The sequence below is a fragment of the Kitasatospora sp. NPDC088264 genome, assembly GCF_040685715.1.
GTDB lineage: Bacteria > Actinomycetota > Actinomycetes > Streptomycetales > Streptomycetaceae > Kitasatospora.
Genome location: NZ_JBFBIR010000041.1, coordinates 1 through 22,743 on the forward strand (window position 1 = coordinate 1; position 22,743 = coordinate 22,743).

Consider the following 22,743-nt stretch of genomic DNA (forward strand, 5'->3'; position numbering starts at 1 on the left):
CGGTGGTCGAGCGGCCCGGCGGTGACGCCCGGGCCGGCCGGTGCGCGGGGCGGCGCACGGCGGGCCCGCCGTGCGCCGCCCGGACGGCCGGGTCAGACGATCCGGGACAGGTACCCGTTGTCGACCAGCCAGAGCACGTTCAGCTTGGCCGGGCCGCCGGGCAGCAGGCTCGCGTCGAGCTGGTACTGCAGGCCCCAGCCGGGCTGGCCGAACCACGGGGCGATCGGGCCGGCGTGCACCTTGAAGGGCTTGACCACCTTGTAGTCGTGGTAGTTGCAGCCCGCCGGCGGGGTGCCGTCGAGGCTCTGCGGCGGGATGGAGCGGGTGGAGTAGGGCAGTCCCTCGGGGGCGAGGAAGGCGCCGTACTCGCTGCCGTAGCGGTCGATGTTCTGGTTCGGGTAGAGCGTGAGATCGAACTCGACCGGGGTGCCGTCGGGCAGGGTGACGTAGCCGTCGGACGGCGGGTAGATCCAGCCGCCGGCGCCGTTGTTGCCGGCCGGGTCATAGTAGGTGGTGAGGAACTGCTGCTCGCTCAGGGAGCCGGTGCGCTGGTACCCGACGAGTTCCCTGCCGACCCGGCCGGTGGTGGGCAGGTCGGCGGGGCCGAGCCGCTTGTCACCCTGGTAGAAGTCGGCGGAGCACTCGTCGGAGGGCGTGGCGGCCCGGGCGGAGGTGCCCGCGGTGGCGGTGTCGGCCGCGGCGGCCGGGATGCTCGGGGCGATCAGGGCGGCGGCCGCGGCGAGTGGCGCGACGAGCAGGCGAAGGCGAAGGCGCACGGTGTCTCCGTCGTGAGGGGGGTCGCACGGAGGGGGCGTCCTGCTCACCCTCCGTGTCCGTTTCGGCACCAGGCAAGCGGATCAGCTGATCATCCGTCAACACGACTTGGCCGAAGGCGCACCGAATTCCCCGGTTCCGGCCAACCCCCGGACGCCGGACCGGTTCACCCGAAAGAATGAACGGTTCGGCACCGGCCGGACACTCCGGACGGCCGGCCCCGTCAGCGCCCCGGCGCGACCCGCCCGACCAGGTGGAGCAGCCGGTCGAGGGCGTCCTTGGAGTTGGGCTCGGTGAGGTTGACCATGAGCCGGAACGCCACCTTCAGCAGCGCCGGGTGGCCGAGCCCGGCGGCGCCGGCCGCGCCGAGCAGCCTGGGCCGGCCGAGCAGGTCGGCGGCGAGGCGGCCGAGCGCGAAGTAGCCGGCGTAGGCGGAGCGCAGCGCCTGCGGGTAGGCGCGCAGGGCCAGTTCGCGGCCGCGGTCGGTGCGCCGGGCGAGGGCCTGGACGATGGTCTCGGCGGCGTAGCGGCCGGATTCCATCGCGTAGGCGATGCCTTCGCCGGTGCCGGGGCTGACCGTGCCGCCGGCGTCACCGATGAGCAACAGGCCGTCGGCGTAGTGGGGTTGGCGGTTGAGGCCCATCGGGAGGGCGGAGCCGCGGACGGGCTCGGTGACGGCGTCGGGGGTGTAGCCGTACGCGGGCGGCAGGTTGTCGCACCAGCGGCGGAGCAGGTCGCGCCAGTCGAGGTCGACGTGGGCGGTGTCGAGGACCCCGAGGCCGACATTGGCGGTGCCGTCGCCCATGCCGAACACCCAGGCGTAGCCGGGCAGCAGGCGGCGGGCGGGGTCGCCCGGGTCGCGCAGGTCGAGCCAGGCCTCCAGGTAGCGGTCCTGGTGGCGGGGGGTGGTGAAGTAGGTGCGGTAGGCGACGCCCATGGCGCGGTCGGTGCGGCGGTAGCGCTTCATCGCGACGGAGAGGCGGGTGGAGTTGCCGTCGGCGGCGACCACGACCGGCGCCTGGTAGCTGACGGGCCGGCGCTCGTCGCCGAGCTTCGCGGTGACGCCGGTGATCCGGCCGCTCCGCTCGTCCACCAACGGGCCCGCCACGTTGGCCCGTTCGATCAGCCGGGCGCCGGCCGAGGCGGCCCGGCGGGCGAGCAGTTCGTCGAAGTCGGCGCGCCGGCGGACGAGTCCGTGGCCGGGGTAGGCGGACAGCTCGGGCCAGTCGAACTCCAGCGCGCGCCGGCCCGAGATCAGCCGCAGCCCCTGGTTGTGCAGCCAGCCGGCCTGCTCGGAGACGTCGATGCCGAGGTCGGTCAACTGCTTGACGGCGCGCGGGGTGAGGCCGTCGCCGCAGACCTTCTCGCGCGGGAACGCGGACTTCTCCAGCAGCAGGACGTCCAGGCCGGTGCGGGCGAGGTGGTAGGCGGCGGTGGAGCCGGCCGGGCCTGCGCCGACCACGATGACGTCGGCGTTCTCCTCGGTCCGGGCGGGCCGGGGGGCCCGGCCGCCGTCTGCGGGCACCTGCTGCTCTGGGCCGGGCATCACGCACTCCCACGGGGTCGGATCGACTGCGGGCCCGACGGGGCCGCAGGGCTGCCCGGACGGACTCGGACAGGGTCATTCGGACAGGTTGTTCGGACGGGGCCATTCGGACGCGGCCGGACTCGGCGGTCCGAGACGGACGATAGAGAACCACGGCACCCGCCCGCCGCCCCGACACGCGGGCCCGCCCCGATGACCGGTCAATACCGGCCACGGGGGCGGCTGCGCGGTCACCCGCCGGGTCGGGGCCCGCCGTTGACCACCGCGCCGGAGACGGGGCCCGGCCCGTCGGCGGGCCGCCGTCCGACACGCTCCCCCGGGAGACCACGGAGCCCCTGCCTCCGACGGCGGTGTCGGACGGCAGGGGCTCCGTGGAACTGCCACCGGCGGCGTCAGGGGTTGAGCGCCAGCACCACGTAGGCGGCCAGCACGGCGAGGTGCACGGCGCCCTGGAGCGGGGTGGCCCGGCGCGGGATGACCGTCAGGGTGCCGAGCACGACGGTCAGGGTCAGCAGCACCATGTGCGCCGGGCCGAGGCCGAGGACGAGCGGGCCGGAGAGCCAGGAGGAGGCGATCGCGACGGCCGGGATGGTCAGGCCGATGCTGGCGAGCGCCGAGCCGAGGGCCAGGTTGAGGCTGGTCTGCAACCGGTTGCGCAGGGCCGCGCGCAGCGCCGCGATGGTCTCCGGCAGCAGGACGAGCAGGGCGATCACGACGCCGACGACGGAGTGCGGCAGTCCGGCGTCGTCCACGGCGGACTCGATGGTCGGCGAGACGCCCTTGGCGAGGCCGACCACGGAGACCAGGGCCACGCCGAGCAGCAGCAGGCTGATCCAGGCGGCCCTGGCGGTCGGCGGCGCGGCGTGGTCCTCCTCGTCGAGCACCCGGCCCTCGGGGGTGACCGGCAGGAAGTAGTCCCGGTGCCGGAAGGTCAGGGTGGTCACGAACAGCCCGTACAGCACGATCGAGGCGGTGGCCGCGAAGACCAGCTGGGTGGTGGAGAACTGCGGGCCCGGGGAGCTGGTGGTGAAGGTCGGCAGCACCAGGCTGAGGGTCGCCAGGGTGCCGATGCAGGCGAGCGCGGCGCCGGTGCCCTCGGCGTTGAAGACGGCGGTCCGGTACTTGATCGCGGCGACCAGGATGGACAGGCCGAGGATGCCGTTGCAGGTGATCATCACGGCGGCGAACACGGTGTCCCGGGCCAGGGTGGCGGACTTGGAGCCGCCGTCGGCCATCAGCGTCACGATCAGCGCGACCTCGATCACGGTGACCGCCACCGCGAGCACGAGCGATCCGAAGGGTTCCCCGACCCGGTGCGCGATCACCTCGGCGTGGTGCACGGCGGCGAGCACGGCGCCGGCCAGGAAGCAGGCGACGACGCCCACCACCCAACCGGGCAGGTCCCGGTGCCAGGTCAGGGCGAGGACGACGAACGACACCACCGGAACGACGACGGTCCATTGCGCGGCGGCCGCGCGGAGCTTCGTGATCATGCCGCCGAGCATCCCAGACCGGGGGCCGCCCACCCGGTTGCCCGCGCCGGGATACGTAGGGATGTGGTACAACTCATCCCGTTTTGCCCGCTCACCCGCCGTAGTCGGCGAGGTACCGGAGCACCTTGTCGACGTGCGGGCGGACCCGTTCCGGGACGCCTCCGGCGGCCGCCACGGTCTTGTCGCTGGTCCGGTAGGCGGCGGTCACCAGGGCCGGCAGGTCGCGGGTGAGGCCCCGGTGCTTGAGCTGCTGGTCCAGCCAGCAGACGTAGTTGCCCATCGCGGCGATCGCGTCGCCCGGATCCAGGTAGGACTTGGGGCCGTCGTGGGCCGCGGCCTTCGCCCAGGCGTCGAAGACGGCGGGCGTCCACATGGCGATGCCGTACTCGCCGGTCTCGGGACGGGCCGCGTTCGGGTCGAAGCCGCTCTCGGCCTTGAGCATCGCGGCCAGCAGCGCCGGGGTGATCTCGGGCTCGGGGCAGCGCCGGGCGGCGACCTCGATCATGCCGCGGTAGGCCACCGGGACGTCGGAGCCGGCCGGGATCGCGCCGGGCAGCGGGGGCGCGGCCGGGTGGGCGGCCGACCCCACGGCAGGTACTGCCGCGCCATGCTCCGCGGCCTCCGGCTCGGGGGCCCCGGTCAGGGCGAGGACGGTGACGGCGCAGGCCAGCAGGCCGGTGGCGGCCCGCAGGGCGCCGCCGCGGCGGCAGGCCGGACGCGCGCCAGCCCGGGCGACCAGCGCGGCGAGGTCGGCGCGGGCCCGCTCCTCCCGCCCGGGGGCCAGGCAGGCGGTGACCACGGCCCGCCAGGGCCCGGGCAGCGCCTCGTCCAGCCGCAGCGGCGCCGCGCCGCGCGCGTACGCCTGGGCGGCCAGCGAGCGGGCCCGGGCGGTGGCGCCGAGGAACGGGTGCAGGCCGCCGGTGAGCACCTGGTGGGCGATCACCCCGAAGGCCCAGATGTCGGCGCTGGGGCGCACCGCGACGCCGCGCGCGCCGGTGCGCTCGGACCACCACTCGGGCGGGACGTGGTCGGGCGAGCCGAGCGGCGGCGTGTAGGCGTGGGTGCCCTCCAGTTCGGCGGTGAGGCCGAAGTCCGCGATCTTGGCGGTGCCGTCGGGCATCAGCAGGATGTTGGCCGGTTTGAGATCCCCGTGCACCCAGCCGCCCCGGTGCATGTGGGTGAGCCCGGCGCAGACCTCGGTGAGGACGCGTCCGGCGCCGGGCACCGGGGTGCCGGGGCGGGCGGCGGCGAGGACGTCCTGGAGGCTGCGGGCGGCGCGTTCCATCACCAGGGCGACTGCGCCGTCCAGGCCGGGGTGGGCCGGGTCGTCGACGACCGTCACGGCGAGGGTGCGGATCAGGTGGGGGTGGTCCGCGCGGCGGCTGAAGCGCATCTCGCTGCGGGCGACCTCCGTCATGGTCCGCCGCTGGCCGGGGCTGAGCCGGGCGGGGCTGAGCAGTTTGACGGCGGCCGGGGCGCCGTCGGGGCCTTCGGCCGCGTACACGCTGCCCCAGGCGCCGGCCCCGAGGTAGGCGCCGGTGCGGTAGCCAGCGAGCCGGTAGCCGGCCGGTACCTCGAACTGCTGGTCCGGCGGGGGCTGGTCCTTCTCCGGCACCCACTGCTCGGACGCCGGCTCGTCGGGCGGCTGCCCGTCGGGCGCCTGGCCGGCGGGCCTCACGGTCGGGCGGCCGGGCGCCGGGGCGGGAGCAGGGCCAGGTGCTCCTCCCGGACGAGGTCGAACTTCAGCGCCAGGGCCGCGAGTTCCTCGCGCTTGCCGCCGCCGGGGCCGTCCTCGTAGGGCTCGCGCAGCCGCAGCTTCGTCCACACCAGGTAGTCGATGTGGTAGTTGACCGCCGAGCGGGTCAGCCCGTGGCAGGAGGGCAGGGCGCGCAGCCGGGCCAGCACCTCCGTCACACCGGGGACGACGGCGGCGGAGGGCGAGCGCAGCCGGGGCTCGCAGAGCGCGAGCAGCACCAGGAAGTACTTGGCGGTCGGGTCGAGGGCGAACGGGCTGACGGTGAGTTCGCCGCCGACGCCGCCGGGCCGGCCCTCCAGGTAGGCGTGCTGCGGGGCGAAGACCTTGAACCAGGCGGGTTCGCCGAGGGCGGGCAGCAGCACCCGGGAGAACTCGAACGGCACGGGCGCGCCGAGCCGGCCGGGCGCCACCTTGACGTGCTCGCCCGCGCCCTCCAGGTTTTCCACCACGTAGGTGGCGGAGGTGCTGAAGTTGGACAGCCGCCAGTAGTCCTCGGCGGCGGTGACCTCCCCCGCGCGCCGGGAGACGCCCTGGTCGGGCAGGGGGATGGGGGCCGGACGGCCGGGCTCGCCGCGCCCGAACGCCGCGGCCTCGCCGGGGCCCATCCGCAGCAGGCCGGGCGGTTCGCCGGGTGCCATCACGGGCTCCCGGTCGGGCAGTTGCACGATGACCGTGTCCACGCCGACACCTCCGTGGTTCGGGTCGATGCTAACGGCCCGATTCGCCCCGACGGCAGTTCGCCACTCGGACGAGTGAAGGGACACCGCCAACCCGACCCGGGCGTCGCCGAGTTGCCCCCGGGCCGCCCACCTGCCGGTCCGTCGACCGTTCGACGGGTGGTTGCAGCACGTAGTTGAATGGTCACCTTGAGTGTGACGCAACACACACACGGCATGTCCACGTTCTGTGCAAGACTCATCTCAAGGAGTGAGATCCCCTTAATTTCCAAGGAGGTTCATATCATGCGCGCTCGGATCGCAGCTGTGACGATGATGGTGGCAGGGATAGCAGGCCTGGCGGCCGGACCGGCCATCGCGGCCCCGGCGACGACCGAGAACGAAGCGGTGGCCTGCGCCTCCGTGCTCAACAAGCCCTGCATCTCGCACCAGCACGACGGTGAGGGCTTCTTCGGCGTCGCCCAGGTCTCCGCCGACCCGCGCCAGTTGACGATGGTTCAGGTCGCGGTGCGGACCCAGAAGGCCTGGGGCAGCCCGTGGGAGACGATCGCCTCCGCGACCACCGTGCGCCTGGGCTCCGCGAAGGCGGTCACCCCGCGCGTCGTCACCACCGACCTGCGGATCATCTGCGCCACCGCCGGCCCGGCACTGGAGGCGACCCAGCAGGTCACCACCTGCACCAACCCGTTCTGACGGACCCCGCCGCTCCACCAGCACCGGGGCCCTCGATCGACCCGACCCACCCCATCCGCCGGGGCGCCCGCGCCCCGGCTCCAGGGCCGGCCGCCAGCGCACCCGGCGGCCGGCCCGTCGGCATGCGGCGCCCTCGCAGGTCGGCTCCCGGCGGTCCGGGGCCGGCAGAGCGGCTCCGACCAGGGCCCGAGTGGACCTGGGGCACCCGTTCACGGCAAACTGGTCTAGACCTCAAGGGTCTAGACCAAGCACCCGGCTCAGAACGGTGGACCAGTATGGAAATCGTGATCGTCCCTGACGCCTCAGCGGCCGGCGAACTCATCGCCGCGGCGATCACCGATCTGCTGACCGGCAAGCCCGAGGCCCTGCTCGGCGTGGCGACCGGCTCGACGCCGCTGCCGATCTACCAGGCCCTCGCCGAGCGGGTCCGCGACGGCCGGCTCGACGCCTCCCGGGCGCGCATCTGCCAGCTCGACGAGTACGTCGGCCTGCCCGCCGGCCACCCCGAGTCCTACCGTTCGGTGGTGCTGCGCGAGGTCGTCGAGCCGCTGGGCCTGACCGAGGACTCCTTCCTCGGCCCGGACGGCAACGCGACGGACATCGCCGCGGCGGCCACCGCCTACGACCGCGCGCTGGCCGCGGCCGGCGGCGTGGACCTCCAACTGCTCGGCATCGGCACCGACGGCCACATCGGCTTCAACGAGCCCTGCTCCTCGCTGGCCTCCCGGACCCGGATCAAGACGCTCACCCGGCAGACCCGGGAGGACAACGCCCGGTTCTTCGACAGCCTCGACGAGGTCCCGCACCACGTCATCACCCAGGGCATCGGGACCATCCTGGAGGCGCGCCACCTCGTCCTGCTCGCCACCGGCGAGGCCAAGGCCGAGGCCGTCGCCCTCTCCGTCGAGGGCCCGCTGTCCGCTGCCGTCCCCGCCTCGGCGCTGCAGCTCCACCCGCACGCCACCGTGGTGGTCGACGAGGCCGCCGCCTCCGGCCTCAAGCTCGCCGACTACTTCCGCGACACCTACGCCGCCAAGCCGGCCTGGCAGAAGCTCTGAGGTCGGCGGGCCCGTGCGGGAGGCAGTCGCCTCCCGCACGGGCCCGACCCACGTTCCTTCCCGGCAGCGCCCGGCGGTCAGCGCGTGCGGAGCCAGTCGCCGAAGGCCGCCAGGGCGGGGCCCGGATCGCGGCGCCCCAGGCCGATCCGGAAGCGGTCGGCGGGAGCGGGCGTCAGGTCGGAGTGGAACATGCTCGCGGGCAGCAGCAGGACGCCCGCCTGCTCGACCAGCGCGGTGCAGAAGTCCTCGACCCCGTCCGCCCCGAGGTAGCGCGGGTAGGCGACGCAGCCGCCGTCCGGGGCGCGCCACTCGAAGAGGTCGCCGAACTCGGCGAAGAACGCGTCGAACCGCGGCAGGTTCTCCGCGATGATCGCGCGGTTGCGCGCCAGGATCTGCTCGCGGGCGTTGATCGCGATGCGGGCCAGCACCTCGCTCGGCGCCGAGTTGCAGATCGTGGTGTAGTGCTTGGCCCGCTCCAGCCGGGAGCGCAACTCCCGGTCGCGGCAGGCGATCCAGCCGATCCGCAGGCCGGGCAGGCCGAGCGACTTCGAGGTGACGTTGAGCGAGAGGGCGCGTGCGGAGAGGTCGGCGGCCTGCGGCAGCGCCCGGGCCGGGTCGCGCTCCAGACCGCGGTAGACCTCGTCGGAGAAGAGCCGGATGCCGCGCTCGTCGCACAGCTCCACCAGACGCGTGAAGTCGGCCGCGTCGATGACCTTGCCGGTCGGGTTGTGCGGGAAGTTCACCGACAGCACCCGGGTGTTCGGGCGCAGTGCGGCCGCGACCGCGTCGAGGTCGAGCGCCCAGTCGTCCTTCTCGTCCAGGGCGACGCCGGTGACCTCGCAGAGGGAGAGCGGGATGGTCTCGGCGGACTGGTAGTTGGGGGTCACCACCACGGCGTGGTCGCCCCGGCCGAGGAGCACCTGCATGGCGAGGTTGAGCCCCTCCTGCGCGCCGCCGAAGCAGAGCACGTCGTCGGCGTCGACCTCCTGGTACATCCCGGCGATGGCGCGGCGCAGCTCCGGATCGCCGTAGGTCTCGGTGTAGCCGAGGGCGAGGCCGTCCCAGGCCCGGCGGTCCTCGGGGCCGGCCAGGGCGAGGAGTTCGGCCATCGTCATGGTCTGGGCGTCGGAGGCGGCGAGGTGGTGGCGGGCGCTGAACTCCCAGCGCGAGAAGTAGGTTTCGAGTCGGAAGTCGGGGAGCCTGGTCATCTCTCTGTCACTCGCTCTCGTCGGCGCCGGCGCCGGCGCCGGGGTGCCGGTGCTGGGACTCGGGGGCCTGCTGGTTCTCAGGGGCTTGCCAGGGCTCAGGGGCCTGCCGGGGCTCGGGGGCCTGCTTGAGCTCGGCGAGCAGGGTGTAGGCGGTCGAACGGGAGACCCGCAGTGCGGTGGCGACGGCCGGGACGGCGCGGCGGACCGCGAACACCCCGGCCTGGTCGAGTTCGCGCAGGACGGCGAGCCGGTCCTCGCGGCCGAAGCGTTCGAGCGGGCGGCCGTGCGCGCGGACGTAGCCGCCGATCACGTCGTTCATCCGCTCCGTCCAGTCGCGCTCGAAGAGCGGTTCGGGGCGGGGCGCGGTGGGCGCGGCGAAACCCGCCAGCAGGGCGGCGGCGTGCTCCAGCGGGCCCCGGTCGAGGTTGACGCAGAGCACCGCCGAGGGCCGTCCGGCGTCGTCGCGCAGCACGGCGCTGACGGAGGAGAGCCGGCGCCCGTCGGGCAGCAGCTTCTCGTAGGGCCCGTAGACGTCCGGGGCGGACGGGTCGAGGGTGTCCAGTTCGCCGAGCAGCGACGGGTCACCGGGGGTGCGGGGGGTCATCGGGTTCCAGATGGCCAGCACCCGGTCGGCGGTGGCGTCGTGCAGCACCACCTCGGCGTACGGCCCGAGCAGCAGGGCCACGGCGCGGCAGACCGGTGTCCAGGTCCGGACGCGCGGGTCGGGGGTTTCGGTGGTCATGCTCGGACTGTACGTCCAGGCCAGACGTTTAGTCCAGACGATTCACCCGCGACGTTTCGTTCAGGCGTTTCGTTCAGCCGTTTCGTCCGGGCATCCGGCACCTGCGGCGACGACGAAGGCCCCGCCGACGCAGGCGGGGCCTTCGGTGCTCGGGGAGGGTCAGTGGCAGGTGATCAGCAGTCCGAGGACGGCGGTGCAGCTGCGGGTGTCCCGGCTGGTGGCCGGGGTCGGGTCGGCGGGCACGCCGGCGGTGCGGGCCACCGTGACGTCGAAGCTGCGGATCAGGCTGAGCAGGCCGACCGAGATCGAGAAGTGCCGGGTGGTGCTCGCCCCCTTGGCGAGCGGCCCGGTGAGCTTGCAGGTGAGCTTGGTGCCCGCGATGGTGCAGTCGCTGGAGGTCGCCGCGAGGCCGGCCGGGAGGTCGGCGGAGACGGTGCCCGAGGTCAGCGTGTCGGGGCCCTGGCCGGTCAGCGTGACGGTGTAGTCGACCCGGCCGCTCAGCAGGTTGGACACCGGCGTGGCGGTCAGGGCGACGCCGAGGTGGGCACTGGGGGCCGTGTAGCTGAAGCGGTCGGCGGCGACGGCGGCGCTGGTGCCGCCGGGCGTGGTGACCCGGACGTCCACCGGCCCGGTCACCGCGGTGGCGGGGGCGGTGGCGGTGCAGCTGGTCCTGGTGCAGTTGAAGGCGGTGGCGGCGCCCGCCGCGCCGAAGGTCACGGCGGTGGCGCCGTTCAGGTCGGTGCCGGTGACGGTCACCGTCGTGCCGCCGACCCCCGAGCCGCCGGACGGACTGATCCCGGTGACGGCCGGGACGGGCAGCGGGAAGTCGAGCACGTCGACGGCGCCGCCGGTGAAGTCGGTGAGGTAGCCGCGCCGGCCGTCGCCGGTGATCGCCAGGCTGTACGGGCTCGCGCCGACCGGGACGGTCGCGGTGACCGTCCGGCTGGCGGTGTCCACGACGCTGACCGTGTTGTCGGCGTAGTTGGAGACGTACGCGGCGCTGCCGTCCGGGGCGAGCGAGACGGCGTACGGGCCGGCGCCGACGGCGACGGTGCCGACGAGCGTGTTGCCGGTGGTGTCGAGGACGCTGGCGGTGGCGTCGTCGGCGTCTGCGGCCCACAGCCGGGTGCCGTCCGGGCTGAGCGCGAGACCGAAGACGCTGCGGCCGACGGGAACGGTGGCGCTCACCGTGCTGCTCGCGGTGTCGATCACGTTCACCGCCTTCGCGCCGGAGGCGGCGACGTAGAGCCGCTTGCCGTCCGCCGAGACGGCCAGCCCGTGCGGCTCGGCGCCGACCGGGACGGTGGCGGTGACCGTGTTGGTGGTGGTGTCCAGCACGCTCACGGTGTCGGCCCCGGCGTTGCCGACGTAGGCGCGCGAGCCGTCCGCGGAGAGCGCGAGGCCCCACGGCTGGGCGCCGACCGGGACGGTGGCCGTCACGGTGTTGCTCGTGGTGTCCACGACGCTGACGGTGCCGTCGAGGTGGTGGGTCAGGTACGCCCGGTGCCCGTCGGGGGACAGGGCGACCGCGTAGGAGCCGGTGCCGGCGGTGAAGGTGGCGGCCACCGTGTTGCTCGCGGTGTCCAGCACGCTCACGGTGCCGCTGCTCTGGCTCGTCACGTAGGCGTGGCCGCCGTCCGGCGTGAGCGCCACGCCCGCCGGGTAGGGCGCCACCGGCACGTGCGCCTTGACGGTCGGCGGCGGTGTGGCGGCCTCGGCGGTGGCGGGCTGCGACAGCAGTGCGGCCGTGGCCGCGGCTATCGCGGTCACGGCCGTCCAGGTGCGCCCGGGTGCGCGACGTGTTCTCACGAGTCTCTCCAGCATGGTCGGTCAAGGGATGCAACGCCGGTCGCTCCAGCCCCCTGCGGATCCGGAGCCGCACGAAGCGTAGAAGCCGGTATGACCATCCGTCAGGGGCTGATCGGTAATGTCGCCAACTGTTCAGATTCGACCGAGATTCGGACAGCAGCCACCCCGCCGGCCGCGCCCCGTCGCGACCAGGGACCGGCCGGGGGCGGGGCGCGGGCCGACCGTGGATGGGTCATGGGTCGGTCGGGGGCCGGTCGGGGCGGGGGCGTGCAGGAAATTGGAGTTGTGGAGTCGCATTCGATAGCGTTTCGAACGTGAGGCTGACCAAGAGCACCGACATCGCCCTGCGGATCGCCATGCGGCTGGCCGTCCTGAGCGAGGACGCCAACCCGACCACCCGCGAGGTGGCCGAGGCGGTCGGCGTGCCGTACACCCACGCGGCGAAGGTGGTCAGCCGCCTGCAGCACCTCGGCGTGGTGGAGGCCCGGCGCGGGCGCGGCGGCGGGCTGCTGCTCACCTTCGCCGGGCGGACCGGCTCACTCGGGCTGCTCCTGCGCGAGCTGGAGGGGGTCGGCGACGTGGTCGGCTGCGAGGACGACCCGCCGTGCCCGCTGCGGGCCGCGTGCCGTCTGCGCGGTGCGCTGCGGACCGCCCAGGAGGCGTTCTTCGCCGCACTCGACCCGCTCAGCATCGACGACCTGGTGGCCGCACCCACCGGCCCGGTGCTGCTCGGCCTCACCGCCAGGCCCACCGACTGATCCCCCACCCCCCGGGGCCGGGCTCACGCACGGCCTTTAATGCGAATCTCACATACCAGTTAGGAGCCGGACTGATGCTGTCCGCCAAGTCCGCCGAGGTCATCGAGGCCACCCTGCCCGTCGTGGGCGGCGCCATCGGAGACATCACCCCGCTCTTCTACGACCGCATGTTCGCCGCCCACCCGGAGCTGCTGCGCGACCTGTTCAACCGCGGCAACCAGGCCAACGGCACCCAGCGGCAGGCGCTCGCCGGGTCGATAGCCGCCTTCGCCGGCGCGCTGGTCGCCCACCCCGACCAGCGGCCGGACGCGATGCTCGCCCGGATCGCCCACAAGCACGTCTCCGTCGGAATCGACAGCAGCCAGTACCGGATCGTCCACGAGCACCTCTTCGCCGCCATCGTCGAGGTGCTCGGCGAAGCCGTCACGCCCGAGGTCGCCGCCGCCTGGGACGAGGTGTACTGGCTGATGGCCAACGCCCTCGTCGCCGTCGAGGACCGGCTGCGCGCCGAGGCCGCCGCCGGCGGCGACCAGGCCGACCTCTGGCGCCCCTACACCGTCGTCGCCCGCTACCAGGAGACCGACACCGTCACCAGCTTCCTGGTGCGCCCCGCCGACGGCGGCCCCGTCCCCGCCGCCCGGCCCGGCCAGTACGTCTCGGTGCGCACCGAACTGCCCGACGGCGCCCGGCAGATCCGCCAGTACAGCCTCTCCGGCACCGCCGACGGCGCGCTGCGCTTCACCGTCAAGCGTGAGCCCGGCGGCGAGGTCTCCGCCCACCTGCACGACCACCTGCACACCGGCGGCCTCGTCCACCTCGCGCCCCCGCTCGGCGACATCGCCCTCGCCGACGGCGACGGGCCGGTGCTGCTCGCCTCCGCCGGCATCGGCAACACCCCGATGACCGCCATGCTCGACCACCTCGCCGCCACCGGCTCCGCCCGGCAGGTCGTCTCGGTGCACGGCGACCGCGACCAGCTCACCCACGCCTTCCGCGCCGACCTCGCCCAGCTCACCGCCAAGCTGCCGAACGCCACCGCCCACGTCTTCTACGAGCGGCCGCTCGGCGACTGGCCCGCCGAGCGCACCGGCCTGGTCGACCTCGCCACCGTCGACGTCCCGGCCGGCACCACCGCCTACCTGTGCGGCCCGCTGCCCTTCCTGCGCGCCGTCCGCGAGCAGCTCCTCGCGGCGGGCGTCCCGGCGGCGGACATCCACTACGAGGTGTTCGGCCCCGACCTCTGGCTCGCCTGAGATCCCCTGGGACCCCACGAGGTCCCCGAGATCCCCCGCCCCGGCCGGCCCGCTCGGTACGATCGCGAGCGGGCCGGCCGGTGTCGCCGGACGAAGGGAGGGCCGATGCGGGTCGCACTGTTCGCCACCTGCGTCAACGACGCTCTGTTCCCCGCCACGGCGGTCGCCACCGTCCGGCTGCTCGAACGCCTCGGCGTGACCGTGGACTTCCCCGCCGGGCAGACCTGCTGCGGGCAGCCGCAGTACAACACCGGCTACCGGCGGGCGTGCGAGCCGCTGCTGCGGCGCACCGCACGGGCCTTCGCCGGGTACGAGCACGTGGTGACGCCCTCCGGATCGTGCGTGGCCATGGTCCGGGACAACTACCCGCGGATCGGAGCCCGGGCCGCCGCCGACGGCCGGGGCGGCGAACTCGACTCCATGGCCGCCGCGTTGACGCCCCGGGTGTACGAGCTGACCGAGTTCCTCACCGATGTGCTCGGCGTCGAGGACGTCGGCGCGCACTTCCCGCACACCGTCACCTACCACCCCTCCTGCCACGGCCTGCGGGTGCTCGGCCTCGGCGAACGGCCGCTGCGGCTGCTGCGCGCCGTCCGGGGACTGGAACTGGTCGAACTGCCCGGCGCCGAGGAGTGCTGCGGCTTCGGCGGCACCTTCGCGGTCAAGAACGCGGCCGTCTCGGCGGCCATGGCCGAGGACAAGATCGCCCACGCGCTCGGCACCGGCGCCCAAGTCCTGTGCGGCGCCGACAACTCCTGTCTGCTGCACCTCGGCGGCACGCTGCGCCGCCGGGGCGCGGCCCTGCGCCCGCTGCACCTGGCGGAGATCCTCGCCAGCACCGAGGAACACCCGTGGAGGCCCGCATGACCGGCACCTTCCTCGGCATGCCCGCCTTCCGGCAGGCGGCCTCCCCGCAGGCGACCTTCCCACAGGCCGCAGCGGCGGCCGTCCGGGACGAACGGCTGCGCGCCAACCTGCGGCACGCCACCCACACCATCCGGGACAAACGGGCCCGCGCCGTCGCCGAACTCGACGACTGGGCCGAACTGCGTGCGGCCGGCAAGGCGATCAAGGACCACACGCTGCGCCATCTCGACCGCTACCTCGTCCAGTTGGAGGAGGCCGTCACCGCGGCCGGCGGCATCGTGCACTGGGCGGCCGACGCCGAGGAGGCCAACCGGATCGTCGCCGACCTGGTCCGCGCCACGGGAGAGACGGAGGTCGTCAAGGTCAAGTCGATGGCCACCCAGGAGATCGGGCTCAACGAGGCGCTCGCCGCCGAGGGGATCACCGCGTACGAGACCGATCTCGCCGAGCTCATCGTGCAGTTGGGCGAGGACCGGCCCTCGCACATCCTGGTGCCCGCGATCCACCGCAACCGCGCCGAGATCCGGGAGATCTTCGCCGAACGGATGGCCGCCTGGGGCCGCCCCGCACCCGAGGGGCTGACCGACTCCCCCGCCGAACTCGCCGAAGCGGCCCGGCTGCACCTGCGGGAGAAGTTCCTGCGCGCCCGGGTCGCCGTCTCCGGCGCCAACTTCATGGTCGCCGAGACCGGCACCCTGGTGGTCGTCGAGTCCGAGGGCAACGGCCGGATGTGCCTCACCCTGCCGCGCACGCTGATCTCCGTGGTCGGGATCGAGAAGGTCGTACCGACCTGGCAGGACCTGGAGGTCTTCCTGCAGCTGCTCCCCCGCTCCTCCACCGCCGAGCGGATGAACCCGTACACCTCGCTCTGGACCGGCACCACGGAAGGCGACGGCCCGTCCGCCTTCCACCTCGTGCTGCTCGACAACGGGCGCACCGCCGCGCTCGCCGACCAGGTCGGCCGCCAAGCGCTGCGCTGCATCCGCTGCTCGGCCTGCCTCAACGTCTGCCCGGTGTACGAGCGGGCCGGCGGCCACGCCTACGGCTCGGTCTACCCGGGCCCGATCGGCGCCATCCTGACACCCCAACTACGCGGCACCACCAGCCCCTTGGACGCCTCACTGCCGTACGCCTCCTCACTCTGCGGGGCCTGCTACCAGGTCTGCCCGGTGGCGATCGACATCCCCGAGGTGCTGGTGCACCTGCGCGAGCGGGTCGCCGAGCAGGGCGGGCACCCGCTGGAGCGGGCCGCGATCGCGGCCGCCGGGTACGTGCTCGACCACCCGGCGGCGCTCGCGGCCGCCGAGCGGCTCGCCGGGCGCACCCGCGCGCTGCACCCTCGCCGACTGCCCGGCCCGGGCCGGGCCTGGACCGACACCCGGGACCTCCCGGAGCTGCCCGCCGAACCGTTCCGCGACTGGTGGCGGAGGAACCGCTCATGACCTCACGGGAGTTGATCCTCGCCCGGATCCGCGCCGCGCTCGCCGACCCCGCCCCCGGCCGGGACCGGGCAGCGGAGGAGCCGGTCGCCCGGGACTACCTGCGCACGCACAGTCCGGACGATCCGGCGGCCCTGCTCGACCTGCTGCACCACAACCTGGCCGACTACCGGGCCCGGGTGCACCGCTGCACCGAGGCCGAACTGCCCGCCGTCCTGGCCCGGTTGCTGGCCGAACGGGGCAGCCGCACGGTCGCCGTGCCGCCCGGCCTGCCGCCCGCCTGGCTCAGCGCCACCGCCGTCACGGCCGTCCCCGACGACGGCACGCTCACCGCCGCCCGGCTCGACGCCGTGGACAGCGTCGTCACCGGCTGCGCGCTCGCGATCGCCGAGACCGGGACGATCGTGCTGGACGCCGGGCCGGGCCAGGGGCGGCGGCTGCTCACCCTCGTCCCGGACCACCACCTGTGCGTCGTCCGGGCACCCGGGCAGGTCGTCGCCTCCGTGCCGCTCACACTGCCCCGGCTCGACCCGGCCCGCCCGCAGACCTGGATCTCCGGGCCGTCCGCGACCAGCGACATCGAGCTCGACCGGGTCGAGGGCGTGCACGGCCCGCGCACCCTGGAGGTGCTGCTGGTCGACGGCTGACCGCGCCGACCGGGGCCGCGGCGACTCAGCTCATCGTCACCTCGCTGTACCGGTCGCCCTGGGAGCTGTCCCAGGCCACCTGCACCCGGCAGTCGACCGGCCGCCCGGAAGCGGCCAGTCCCTGCCCCGCGATGGCCGCCGACGGGTCGGCCAGCGTGCTGAACAGGCCGCCCGCCGGCGGGGCGCCGCCAGGTGTGAAGCCAAGGTCCGCGGGCGCGACGGCCGTGGGGTAGAACACCGCCCGGCCCGTGATCGTGTACGTCCCCCGCGTGGTGTCCTTGCGCTTGCGGCCGGGGATGACCGAGCACAGCGAGAAGGTGTCCTCGGCACCGTCCGAGACGTTGCCCGCCGCGTCGACCGTCCACAGCTCCCAGTAGCGGGCGACCGTGGCGTGGGCGCTCGACCCCTTCGCGGTGATGTACGAGTCGATCCGGCTGCCCGACATCGCGTTCCAGTCCGTACCGTCCCATTCCTCCACGGCGAAGACGCGGTTGATCTCCTGGATGATGACGCCCTGCTGGGGCGCGGCGACGCTCAACTGCCGCCTGCGCTCGAAGTAGCCGCACTCGCCTTCCAGGTCGTCGGCCGTCAGATGGGTGAGCGCGATCTGCGTCGCCGGCCCGGTTCCGGGCGTGGGGGCCCGCTGGACCGACACCCCCGCGCCGCCGGAGGCGTCGTGGCCGTGTCGCTGCTGCTCGACCAGCCGGGCCACCGCGGCGTTGCCGAGGGTGCGTTGCAGGGGCAGCGCCGTCGAAGGGGACAGCGGGCCGACGGCCGCGGCCTCCCGGGCGCCCTCGGCCGGGAGGTCCGTGCTCCGGCGCTCGGACGCGGCCCTGCGCCGCCGCGCCGCCTCGTCCTCGGATGCGGAAGCCTGATCGCGCATGTGGCCCTCCTGTCGGCACGGCACCGCCCCGGATGCCCTGGCCAACCTCTACCGGACGGCGGGGCGGCCGGGAAGGTCCGCGAGGGCAGCGCGAAGGGCAGCGCGAAGGGCAGTGCGGACGGCAGGGTCCGATTCAGGCGGGCCGCAGCTCCAGCGTGCAGCACTTGGCTCCGCCGCCGCCCTTCAGCAGCTCCGAGACGTCCACCGGGACCGGCTGGTAGCCGTGCTCGACGAGCCGCCCGGCCAGGTGTTTCGCGGCCTCGGGCAGCAGCACCCGGCGCCCGTCCGAGACCGCGTTGAGGCCGAACACCTCGGCGTCGGCCCGGTCGGCGAGGATCGCGTCCGGGTACAGGGTGCGCAGCACGGCCCGGCTGTCGGCGTCGAAGGCCTCCGGGTAGTACATGACGTGGTCGTCGGCGAGCACGGCCAGCGCCGTGTCCAGGTGGTAGAAGCGCGGGTCGACCAGGGTCAGGCCGACCACCGGGACGCCGAAGAACTCGCCCGCCTCGGCGTGCGCGGCCCGGGAGGTGCGAAAGCCCGTCCCGGCGAGCACCCGGCCGCCGGCCACCAGGTGATCGCCCTCGCCCTCATTGACGTGCCCGGCGCGGTGCACCTCGCGGTAGCCGTGCGAGCGGAACCAGGCCTGGTAGGCCTCGGACTCGGCGGCCCGCTCCGGGTAGCGGAAGGTCGCGACCAGCGCCCGGCCGTCCAGCACGGTCGCGCCGTTGGCGGCGTAGACCATGTCGGGCAGGCCGGGCACCGGGTCGATCAGCTCGACGGTGTGGCCGAGGCGGCGGTACAGCCAGTACAGCCGCTCCCACTGGCGGATGGCGAGCGCGGTGTCGGTGGGCTGCGCCGGGTCCATCCACGGGTTGATCGCGTAGTCGACGGTGAAGTACGTCGGCCGGCACATCAGGTAGCGCCGCGGCCTGGCAGTGCGCTCCGGGGTCTGCGTGGGCATTCCTCAACCATCCTCGGGTGCAGGGGAGTTCGGGGATTCCGTTCCCCAGGCCGCTGCCCCGGCAAGGCTGTTCGCACACCCGCGCGGGCGCCCCCGGCGGGCGCAGGCCCCCGCGCACCCGGCGCGGGCTCCGGCGCACGCGCGGCCGATCGCCACGGGACGGACCGCACCGAGCGTCGTGGGGACGCGCCGCGCCGAACGTCACGAGGACGGGCCGCGCCGAGGTGTCACCAGCGGACCGCGCCGAAGTCCACCGGTGCGGGCCGCAGGCCCCGGCAGCGGCCGGCGAGCGCCCGCAGCCGGGCCGCCGCCTCCTCGGCGGGCATCCGGTGCCGCTGGCCGTGGCCGGGCAGCAGCCACTCGAAGCGCAGCGCGTCCAGGCTGCGGTCCAGCGAGGCGGAGAGCTCCTCGATCGAGTACCAGGTCACGGTGTCGTACACCTCCAGGTCACCGGTGGTGCGGGACCAGTACAGGGTGTCGCCGGTGAAGCAGTACCGCTCGTCGACCAGGTACAGCACGCTGCCGCGGGTGTGGCCCGGGAAGGGGTGGGCGGTGACGCCGGGGGCGACCTCCACCGGTTCGACGCCGCGCAGCACCCGGTCGGCGTCGGGCGCGGCGTCCAGGTCGCCCTCGTGGATCCAGATCCGGGCGCCGAGCCGGTCGGCGTACGCCCGGCCGTGCGCCGCGTGGTCGCGGTGCGTCAACAGGATGTCGGTGACCGGGCCGAGGGCCTCGTACCGGGCCGCGAGCGGCTCGGCGTAGCGGGGCGTGTCGACCATCAGCCAGCCCGCGGGGCGGCGGCAGAGGTAGGAGTTGGCCCCGGCGTTGCGGCGGGAGTTGTGGCCGAGCAGCAGCAGGCCGTCGTCGAGGACCAGCGGGAAGGGGTCGGTGGCCGGGTCGAGCGGGCCGGTGCCCGGCCGGATGGAGCGGGTCGGGCAGGCGTGGGCGGCGGCGAGCAGCTGGCGGTGCTCGGCCTCGTCGCGCGGCTGGCGGACCAGCTCGGAGCGGCCGGCGCGCTCACGGATCAGTCCTGGCGCGAGCTGCCGGGCCACGTCGCAGTTGGTGCAGCGGTCGTCGACGGACCACTGCCCGGACAGACCGGAGGTCGGATTCAGAGCCATGGATGTCTTCCCCCTGGAAGGACGGCGGCCGGGCCGGCCGCGCTCTTCGAGCATCGTCCGGGCGGGCCCAAAAGCGGAAGGGGGGCGGGATCTTGCGGTTTCCGGGGGCCGCCGCTCTGCACTCCGGTTGTATTCCGGGTGGGGCACGTGGCCCATCTCACGTGCCGGCGGGGTCACCTACGGTGGCGTAGGTCACTTGAATGGGTGAACTATCTCCTTCATGCCGAACCTCCAGGAGACCCTTGACCTCAGTTCGTATGCCGCCCTCGGCGACAGCTTCACCGAGGGCCTGAACGACCCCGGTGCCGACGGCGCCTTCGCCGGCTGGGCCGACCGCCTGGCCGGGTTGCTCGCCGACGGACGGCCGCCGGGCGGGTTCCGCTACGCCAACCTGGCGGTGCGCGGCCGGCTGCTGGACCAGATCACGGCCGAGCAGGTGCCGCAGGTCCGCCGGCTCCAGCCCGACCTGGCCACCTTCTGCGCCGGCGGCAACGACATCCTGCGGCCCGGCAGCGACCCGGACGAGGTCGCCGAGCGCTTCGAGGCGGCCATCGTCCAACTCACCGCCTCCGCCGGGACGGTGCTGATCTGCACCGGCTTCGACACCCGGGACGTACCGCTGTTCAAGCACCTGCGCGGCAAGATCGCCACGTACAACGGGCACATGCGGGCGGTCGCCGACCGCAACGGCTGCAAGGTGGCCGACCTGTGGTCGCTGCGCGCCGTCCAGGACCGCCGGGCCTGGAGCGAGGACCGGCTGCACCTCTCCCCCGAAGGCCACCAGCGGGTCGCCCTGCTGGCCGCCCGCTCCCTGGGGCTGCGCACCGAGCAGGACCCGGAGGCGCCCTGGCCGGCCACCCCGGAGCCGTCCGCCGCCGACCAGCGGCGCGAGAACCTCCAGTGGGCCCGCGAGTACCTGCTGCCCTGGGTCGGCCGACGGCTGCGCGGGGAGTCCTCGGGGGACCACGTCGAGGCCAAGCGGCCTGACCTGCTTCCGCTCTGACGAAACGTCAGGCGGCACCGGGTGCTGCGGTCGTCCTCGCAGCCCTTGCGGTCCTCGCGGTCCGCGCGGCCTTCGCGGTCCGCAGCACCCGGTGCGCCAGCGCGGCGAACGCGGCACCGACCACGTACCAGAACAGGTCCGGCGGATTGAACGTCGACCCCAGCACCAGCCGGGCCAGCTCGCTGCGCCGCCCCAACTCGTCGGGCACCCCGGTGATCTGGAACAGCTCCACCGCCCAGCTCAGTCCCGCCGCGACCACCGCCGCCCGCCCCGGCCGAACACGGGGCGCGACCAGCACCACCAGCGCGTACACCAGCACCGTGTAGAGCGCGTCCCCGGCGTACTTCGCGACGTCCCCGCCGAGCACGGCCCGCACGCCCAGCCCGGCCGCCACCGTCGCCCCGGCCGCCAGCAGCGGCACCACCCGCACCCGCAGGCGCCCCCAGAGATCATCCACCCGCCCCACCCTACGGCCCGGCCGCCGGGTCCAGGGCTGGGCCGTCCGGGTGACCTCCCGCATCCGTGACGCCCGGGCGTCGTTGGCCGCTGCGTGACCGCACACCGAAGCCTGCTCCGGATGGCCGCCGCCGCACTGTTCCTGACGGCCGTCACCGTTCCCTCCGCCGCTCCGGCCGGCGCCGCCGCCGCGGCCCACCCCGCGCCGCGGATCGTCCGCGGCATCCTCGAACCCCCGCTGCCCGTCGACCAGTTCCCGCCCCAGGTCGAGGAGGCGTGCCACATCTGGCACGACCTGCAGTGGCCGACCGCGAACGCCCCCCGGGACTACCCGGTGGCCGGCTCCCCCTTCGTGATCCGCGGCAGCAACGTCTACGGAAACCGCAGCGGCGACCTCCCCCAGGACGGCCACTACCGCGAGTACGACGTCAACCCGCGCCAGCCCGGCCAGCACCGCGACGCCGAACGCCTGGTCCGCGACCCCGCCACCGACCACGTCTGGTACAGCGACGACCACTACGCCAACTTCCACGAGATCAGCTCGGGATGCTCCTGATCCGACCCCACGGACACCGCCCGTGGGCCGGGACCGGGCACGTCACTCGCGTGACCACTCGGTCTCGGCCTCGGGCTCGCCGACGGCGTCGGACCCGCCCCAGACCCGAACCCTGACCGCCCGGGGCCCCGGGGCCGGTCGGGAGAGCGTGCGCACGAACACCTCCCGGACGTGGTTGGCGGCCTGCTGGGGCGGCCCGTCGTACTCCAGGGGGTTCGGCATGGGCGCGCCGCTCTGCCGGGCCCAGTCGCCGTCGTCGTCCTGGGTCTCCAGGACCCATCGGTAGTGCCGCATCCTGACCTCCTCCGGCCCGGGGCCGTTCCTCGGTGCTGTCCGGTCCGTGCGGTCCGGTCAGTGCAGTTCGGTCGTGGGCTCGGAGCCGATGCCGGTGGCCAGGAGGATCTGCCGCGCCGAGTCGGTACCGCCGGCCCGGACCGCACGGGCCATCGAGGCCAGGGCCGCTTCCCGGCCCGCCTGCGGCGGAACCACGAGCAGACTGAAGTGATCACGGTCGCCCCGCGTGACGATCACCGTGTCGTCGCCGACCGGATACCGGTCGATGCGCACCGACCGGCCCTCGACGACGATCCGGGCCGGCACCTCGTCCCAGGCGTCCGCGTCCAGGCCCACGCTCACCACGGGGCCGAGGTGTTCGGTCAACGCGCCGACCAGGCCGGGCAGTTCGGCGCCGATGTTCCGTGACCGCGGCCACCAGGCGCCATCGAGTGCGCCCTCGCGGGACCGCGTGGTCTCCAGGCGCAGCAGGACCGTCCCCGGTTTCACCGCCTGCCGGAAGCGGTCCGGCAGAAGCCCGGGGTGCGGGGCACCGGCATCGTCCGACATGGCTCGCCACCTCTCCGCGGGCGCGGATCGGGCCCGCTGAACGGGGCCGGCCCTTCGGTTCCAGCAACTGGGCCGCCCCGCCCTCCCACGGTACTCCGACCGCACCGGGGCCGAACGGGCGCCGGCGGACGCCTGCGCGGGGAGGGGCGGCCCTGCTCGACGGCCCGGGGCCGGCCCCGCGTCACCGGGAGCCGCGATGC

23 protein-coding genes are annotated in these 22,743 nt (G+C 74.4%); 9 read left to right on the top strand and 14 right to left on the bottom strand.

Annotated elements, in window-relative coordinates; genetic code table 11:
• Positions 1 to 92: 92 nt before the first annotated feature.
• From AB0O82_RS26515 to AB0O82_RS26535, 5 genes are all read right to left on the bottom strand, one after another.
• Positions 93 to 776, bottom strand: coding sequence for a TNT domain-containing protein (locus tag AB0O82_RS26515; protein ID WP_363586440.1), 684 nt, complete (start codon positions 774 to 776; stop codon positions 93 to 95).
• Between the two features lie 221 nt (positions 777 to 997).
• Positions 998 to 2,320, bottom strand: coding sequence for a geranylgeranyl reductase family protein (locus AB0O82_RS26520; protein WP_363586441.1), 1,323 nt, complete (start codon positions 2,318 to 2,320; stop codon positions 998 to 1,000).
• 392 nt (positions 2,321 to 2,712) lie between these two features.
• Complete coding sequence (locus AB0O82_RS26525; protein WP_363586442.1) at positions 2,713 to 3,813, bottom strand: ionic transporter y4hA; 1,101 nt, start codon at positions 3,811 to 3,813, stop codon at positions 2,713 to 2,715.
• Positions 3,814 to 3,904: 91 nt separating this feature from the next.
• Complete coding sequence (locus AB0O82_RS26530) at positions 3,905 to 5,491, bottom strand: serine/threonine-protein kinase (RefSeq protein ID WP_363586443.1); 1,587 nt, start codon at positions 5,489 to 5,491, stop codon at positions 3,905 to 3,907.
• Positions 5,488 to 6,249, bottom strand: coding sequence for a serine/threonine protein kinase (locus AB0O82_RS26535; RefSeq protein WP_363586444.1), 762 nt, complete (start codon positions 6,247 to 6,249; stop codon positions 5,488 to 5,490). Before AB0O82_RS26535 ends, AB0O82_RS26530 begins: the two co-directional genes overlap by 4 nt.
• A 282-nt stretch (positions 6,250 to 6,531) precedes the next feature.
• Here AB0O82_RS26535 and AB0O82_RS26540 point away from each other — a divergent pair, with 282 nt between their 5' ends.
• Positions 6,532 to 6,939 carry a hypothetical protein gene (locus AB0O82_RS26540; RefSeq protein WP_363586445.1) on the top strand — a complete coding sequence of 136 codons (408 nt, stop codon included), beginning with the start codon at positions 6,532 to 6,534 and terminating at the stop codon, positions 6,937 to 6,939.
• A 275-nt stretch (positions 6,940 to 7,214) separates the two neighbouring features.
• Positions 7,215 to 7,997: a glucosamine-6-phosphate deaminase gene (locus tag AB0O82_RS26545; RefSeq protein ID WP_363586446.1), complete on the top strand. Its 783-nt coding sequence runs from the start codon at positions 7,215 to 7,217 to the stop codon at positions 7,995 to 7,997.
• A 77-nt stretch (positions 7,998 to 8,074) separates the two neighbouring features.
• On the opposite strand, the gene AB0O82_RS26550 is transcribed toward AB0O82_RS26545, so the two are convergent.
• The 3 genes from AB0O82_RS26550 to AB0O82_RS26560 form a co-directional block, all read right to left on the bottom strand.
• Positions 8,075 to 9,205 carry an aminotransferase class I/II-fold pyridoxal phosphate-dependent enzyme gene (locus AB0O82_RS26550; RefSeq protein ID WP_363586447.1) on the bottom strand — a complete coding sequence of 377 codons (1,131 nt, stop codon included), beginning with the start codon at positions 9,203 to 9,205 and terminating at the stop codon, positions 8,075 to 8,077.
• A 7-nt stretch (positions 9,206 to 9,212) separates the two neighbouring features.
• Entirely contained in the window at positions 9,213 to 9,947 is a 735-nt protein-coding gene (locus AB0O82_RS26555; protein WP_363586448.1) for a PAS domain-containing protein, read from the bottom strand.
• A 159-nt stretch (positions 9,948 to 10,106) separates the two neighbouring features.
• Positions 10,107 to 11,756 carry a YncE family protein gene (locus tag AB0O82_RS26560; RefSeq protein ID WP_363586449.1) on the bottom strand — a complete coding sequence of 550 codons (1,650 nt, stop codon included), beginning with the start codon at positions 11,754 to 11,756 and terminating at the stop codon, positions 10,107 to 10,109.
• 314 nt (positions 11,757 to 12,070) lie between these two features.
• Between AB0O82_RS26560 and AB0O82_RS26565 the strand changes: the two genes are divergently transcribed.
• From AB0O82_RS26565 to AB0O82_RS26585, 5 genes are all read left to right on the top strand, one after another.
• Positions 12,071 to 12,514 carry an Rrf2 family transcriptional regulator gene (locus tag AB0O82_RS26565; RefSeq protein ID WP_363586450.1) on the top strand — a complete coding sequence of 148 codons (444 nt, stop codon included), beginning with the start codon at positions 12,071 to 12,073 and terminating at the stop codon, positions 12,512 to 12,514.
• Between the two features lie 74 nt (positions 12,515 to 12,588).
• Positions 12,589 to 13,767, top strand: a complete 1,179-nt coding sequence (locus tag AB0O82_RS26570) for a globin domain-containing protein (RefSeq protein WP_363586451.1) — start codon at positions 12,589 to 12,591, stop codon at positions 13,765 to 13,767.
• 105 nt (positions 13,768 to 13,872) lie between these two features.
• Positions 13,873 to 14,634: a (Fe-S)-binding protein gene (locus AB0O82_RS26575; RefSeq protein WP_363586452.1), complete on the top strand. Its 762-nt coding sequence runs from the start codon at positions 13,873 to 13,875 to the stop codon at positions 14,632 to 14,634.
• Positions 14,631 to 16,076: a lactate utilization protein B gene (locus AB0O82_RS26580; protein WP_363586453.1), complete on the top strand. Its 1,446-nt coding sequence runs from the start codon at positions 14,631 to 14,633 to the stop codon at positions 16,074 to 16,076. The genes AB0O82_RS26575 and AB0O82_RS26580 overlap by 4 nt, the downstream gene beginning before the upstream one ends.
• Entirely contained in the window at positions 16,073 to 16,720 is a 648-nt protein-coding gene (locus tag AB0O82_RS26585; RefSeq protein WP_363586454.1) for an LUD domain-containing protein, read from the top strand. The genes AB0O82_RS26580 and AB0O82_RS26585 overlap by 4 nt, the downstream gene beginning before the upstream one ends.
• A gap of 25 nt (positions 16,721 to 16,745) precedes the next feature.
• On the opposite strand, the gene AB0O82_RS26590 is transcribed toward AB0O82_RS26585, so the two are convergent.
• From AB0O82_RS26590 to AB0O82_RS26600, 3 genes are all read right to left on the bottom strand, one after another.
• On the bottom strand, positions 16,746 to 17,603 hold the full coding sequence (locus tag AB0O82_RS26590; protein ID WP_363586455.1) for a hypothetical protein: 858 nt from the start codon (positions 17,601 to 17,603) through the stop codon (positions 16,746 to 16,748).
• Between the two features lie 133 nt (positions 17,604 to 17,736).
• The gene (gene ddaH, locus AB0O82_RS26595) at positions 17,737 to 18,564 is read right to left on the bottom strand and encodes a dimethylargininase (RefSeq protein WP_363586456.1); all 828 of its coding nucleotides are present in this window, start codon (positions 18,562 to 18,564) and stop codon (positions 17,737 to 17,739) included.
• Between the two features lie 227 nt (positions 18,565 to 18,791).
• Positions 18,792 to 19,685 carry an MBL fold metallo-hydrolase gene (locus AB0O82_RS26600; protein ID WP_363586457.1) on the bottom strand — a complete coding sequence of 298 codons (894 nt, stop codon included), beginning with the start codon at positions 19,683 to 19,685 and terminating at the stop codon, positions 18,792 to 18,794.
• A 220-nt stretch (positions 19,686 to 19,905) separates the two neighbouring features.
• Here AB0O82_RS26600 and AB0O82_RS26605 point away from each other — a divergent pair, with 220 nt between their 5' ends.
• Entirely contained in the window at positions 19,906 to 20,688 is a 783-nt protein-coding gene (locus AB0O82_RS26605; RefSeq protein ID WP_363586458.1) for an SGNH/GDSL hydrolase family protein, read from the top strand.
• Positions 20,689 to 20,695: 7 nt separating this feature from the next.
• On the opposite strand, the gene AB0O82_RS26610 is transcribed toward AB0O82_RS26605, so the two are convergent.
• Positions 20,696 to 21,145 (bottom strand): DUF2809 domain-containing protein, encoded by a 450-nt coding sequence (locus AB0O82_RS26610; protein WP_363586459.1) that lies wholly within the window; start codon positions 21,143 to 21,145, stop codon positions 20,696 to 20,698.
• A gap of 120 nt (positions 21,146 to 21,265) precedes the next feature.
• Here AB0O82_RS26610 and AB0O82_RS26615 point away from each other — a divergent pair, with 120 nt between their 5' ends.
• Positions 21,266 to 21,700, top strand: coding sequence for a ribonuclease domain-containing protein (locus tag AB0O82_RS26615; protein ID WP_363586460.1), 435 nt, complete (start codon positions 21,266 to 21,268; stop codon positions 21,698 to 21,700).
• Positions 21,701 to 21,742: 42 nt separating this feature from the next.
• Here AB0O82_RS26615 and AB0O82_RS26620 read toward each other — a convergent pair whose 3' ends face one another.
• Together AB0O82_RS26620 and AB0O82_RS26625 are read right to left on the bottom strand one after the other, a co-directional pair.
• Positions 21,743 to 21,994, bottom strand: a complete 252-nt coding sequence (locus AB0O82_RS26620) for a hypothetical protein (protein WP_363586461.1) — start codon at positions 21,992 to 21,994, stop codon at positions 21,743 to 21,745.
• 57 nt (positions 21,995 to 22,051) lie between these two features.
• The gene (locus AB0O82_RS26625) at positions 22,052 to 22,543 is read right to left on the bottom strand and encodes a DUF5994 family protein (RefSeq protein ID WP_363586462.1); all 492 of its coding nucleotides are present in this window, start codon (positions 22,541 to 22,543) and stop codon (positions 22,052 to 22,054) included.
• Between the last annotated feature and the right edge of the window lie 200 nt (positions 22,544 to 22,743).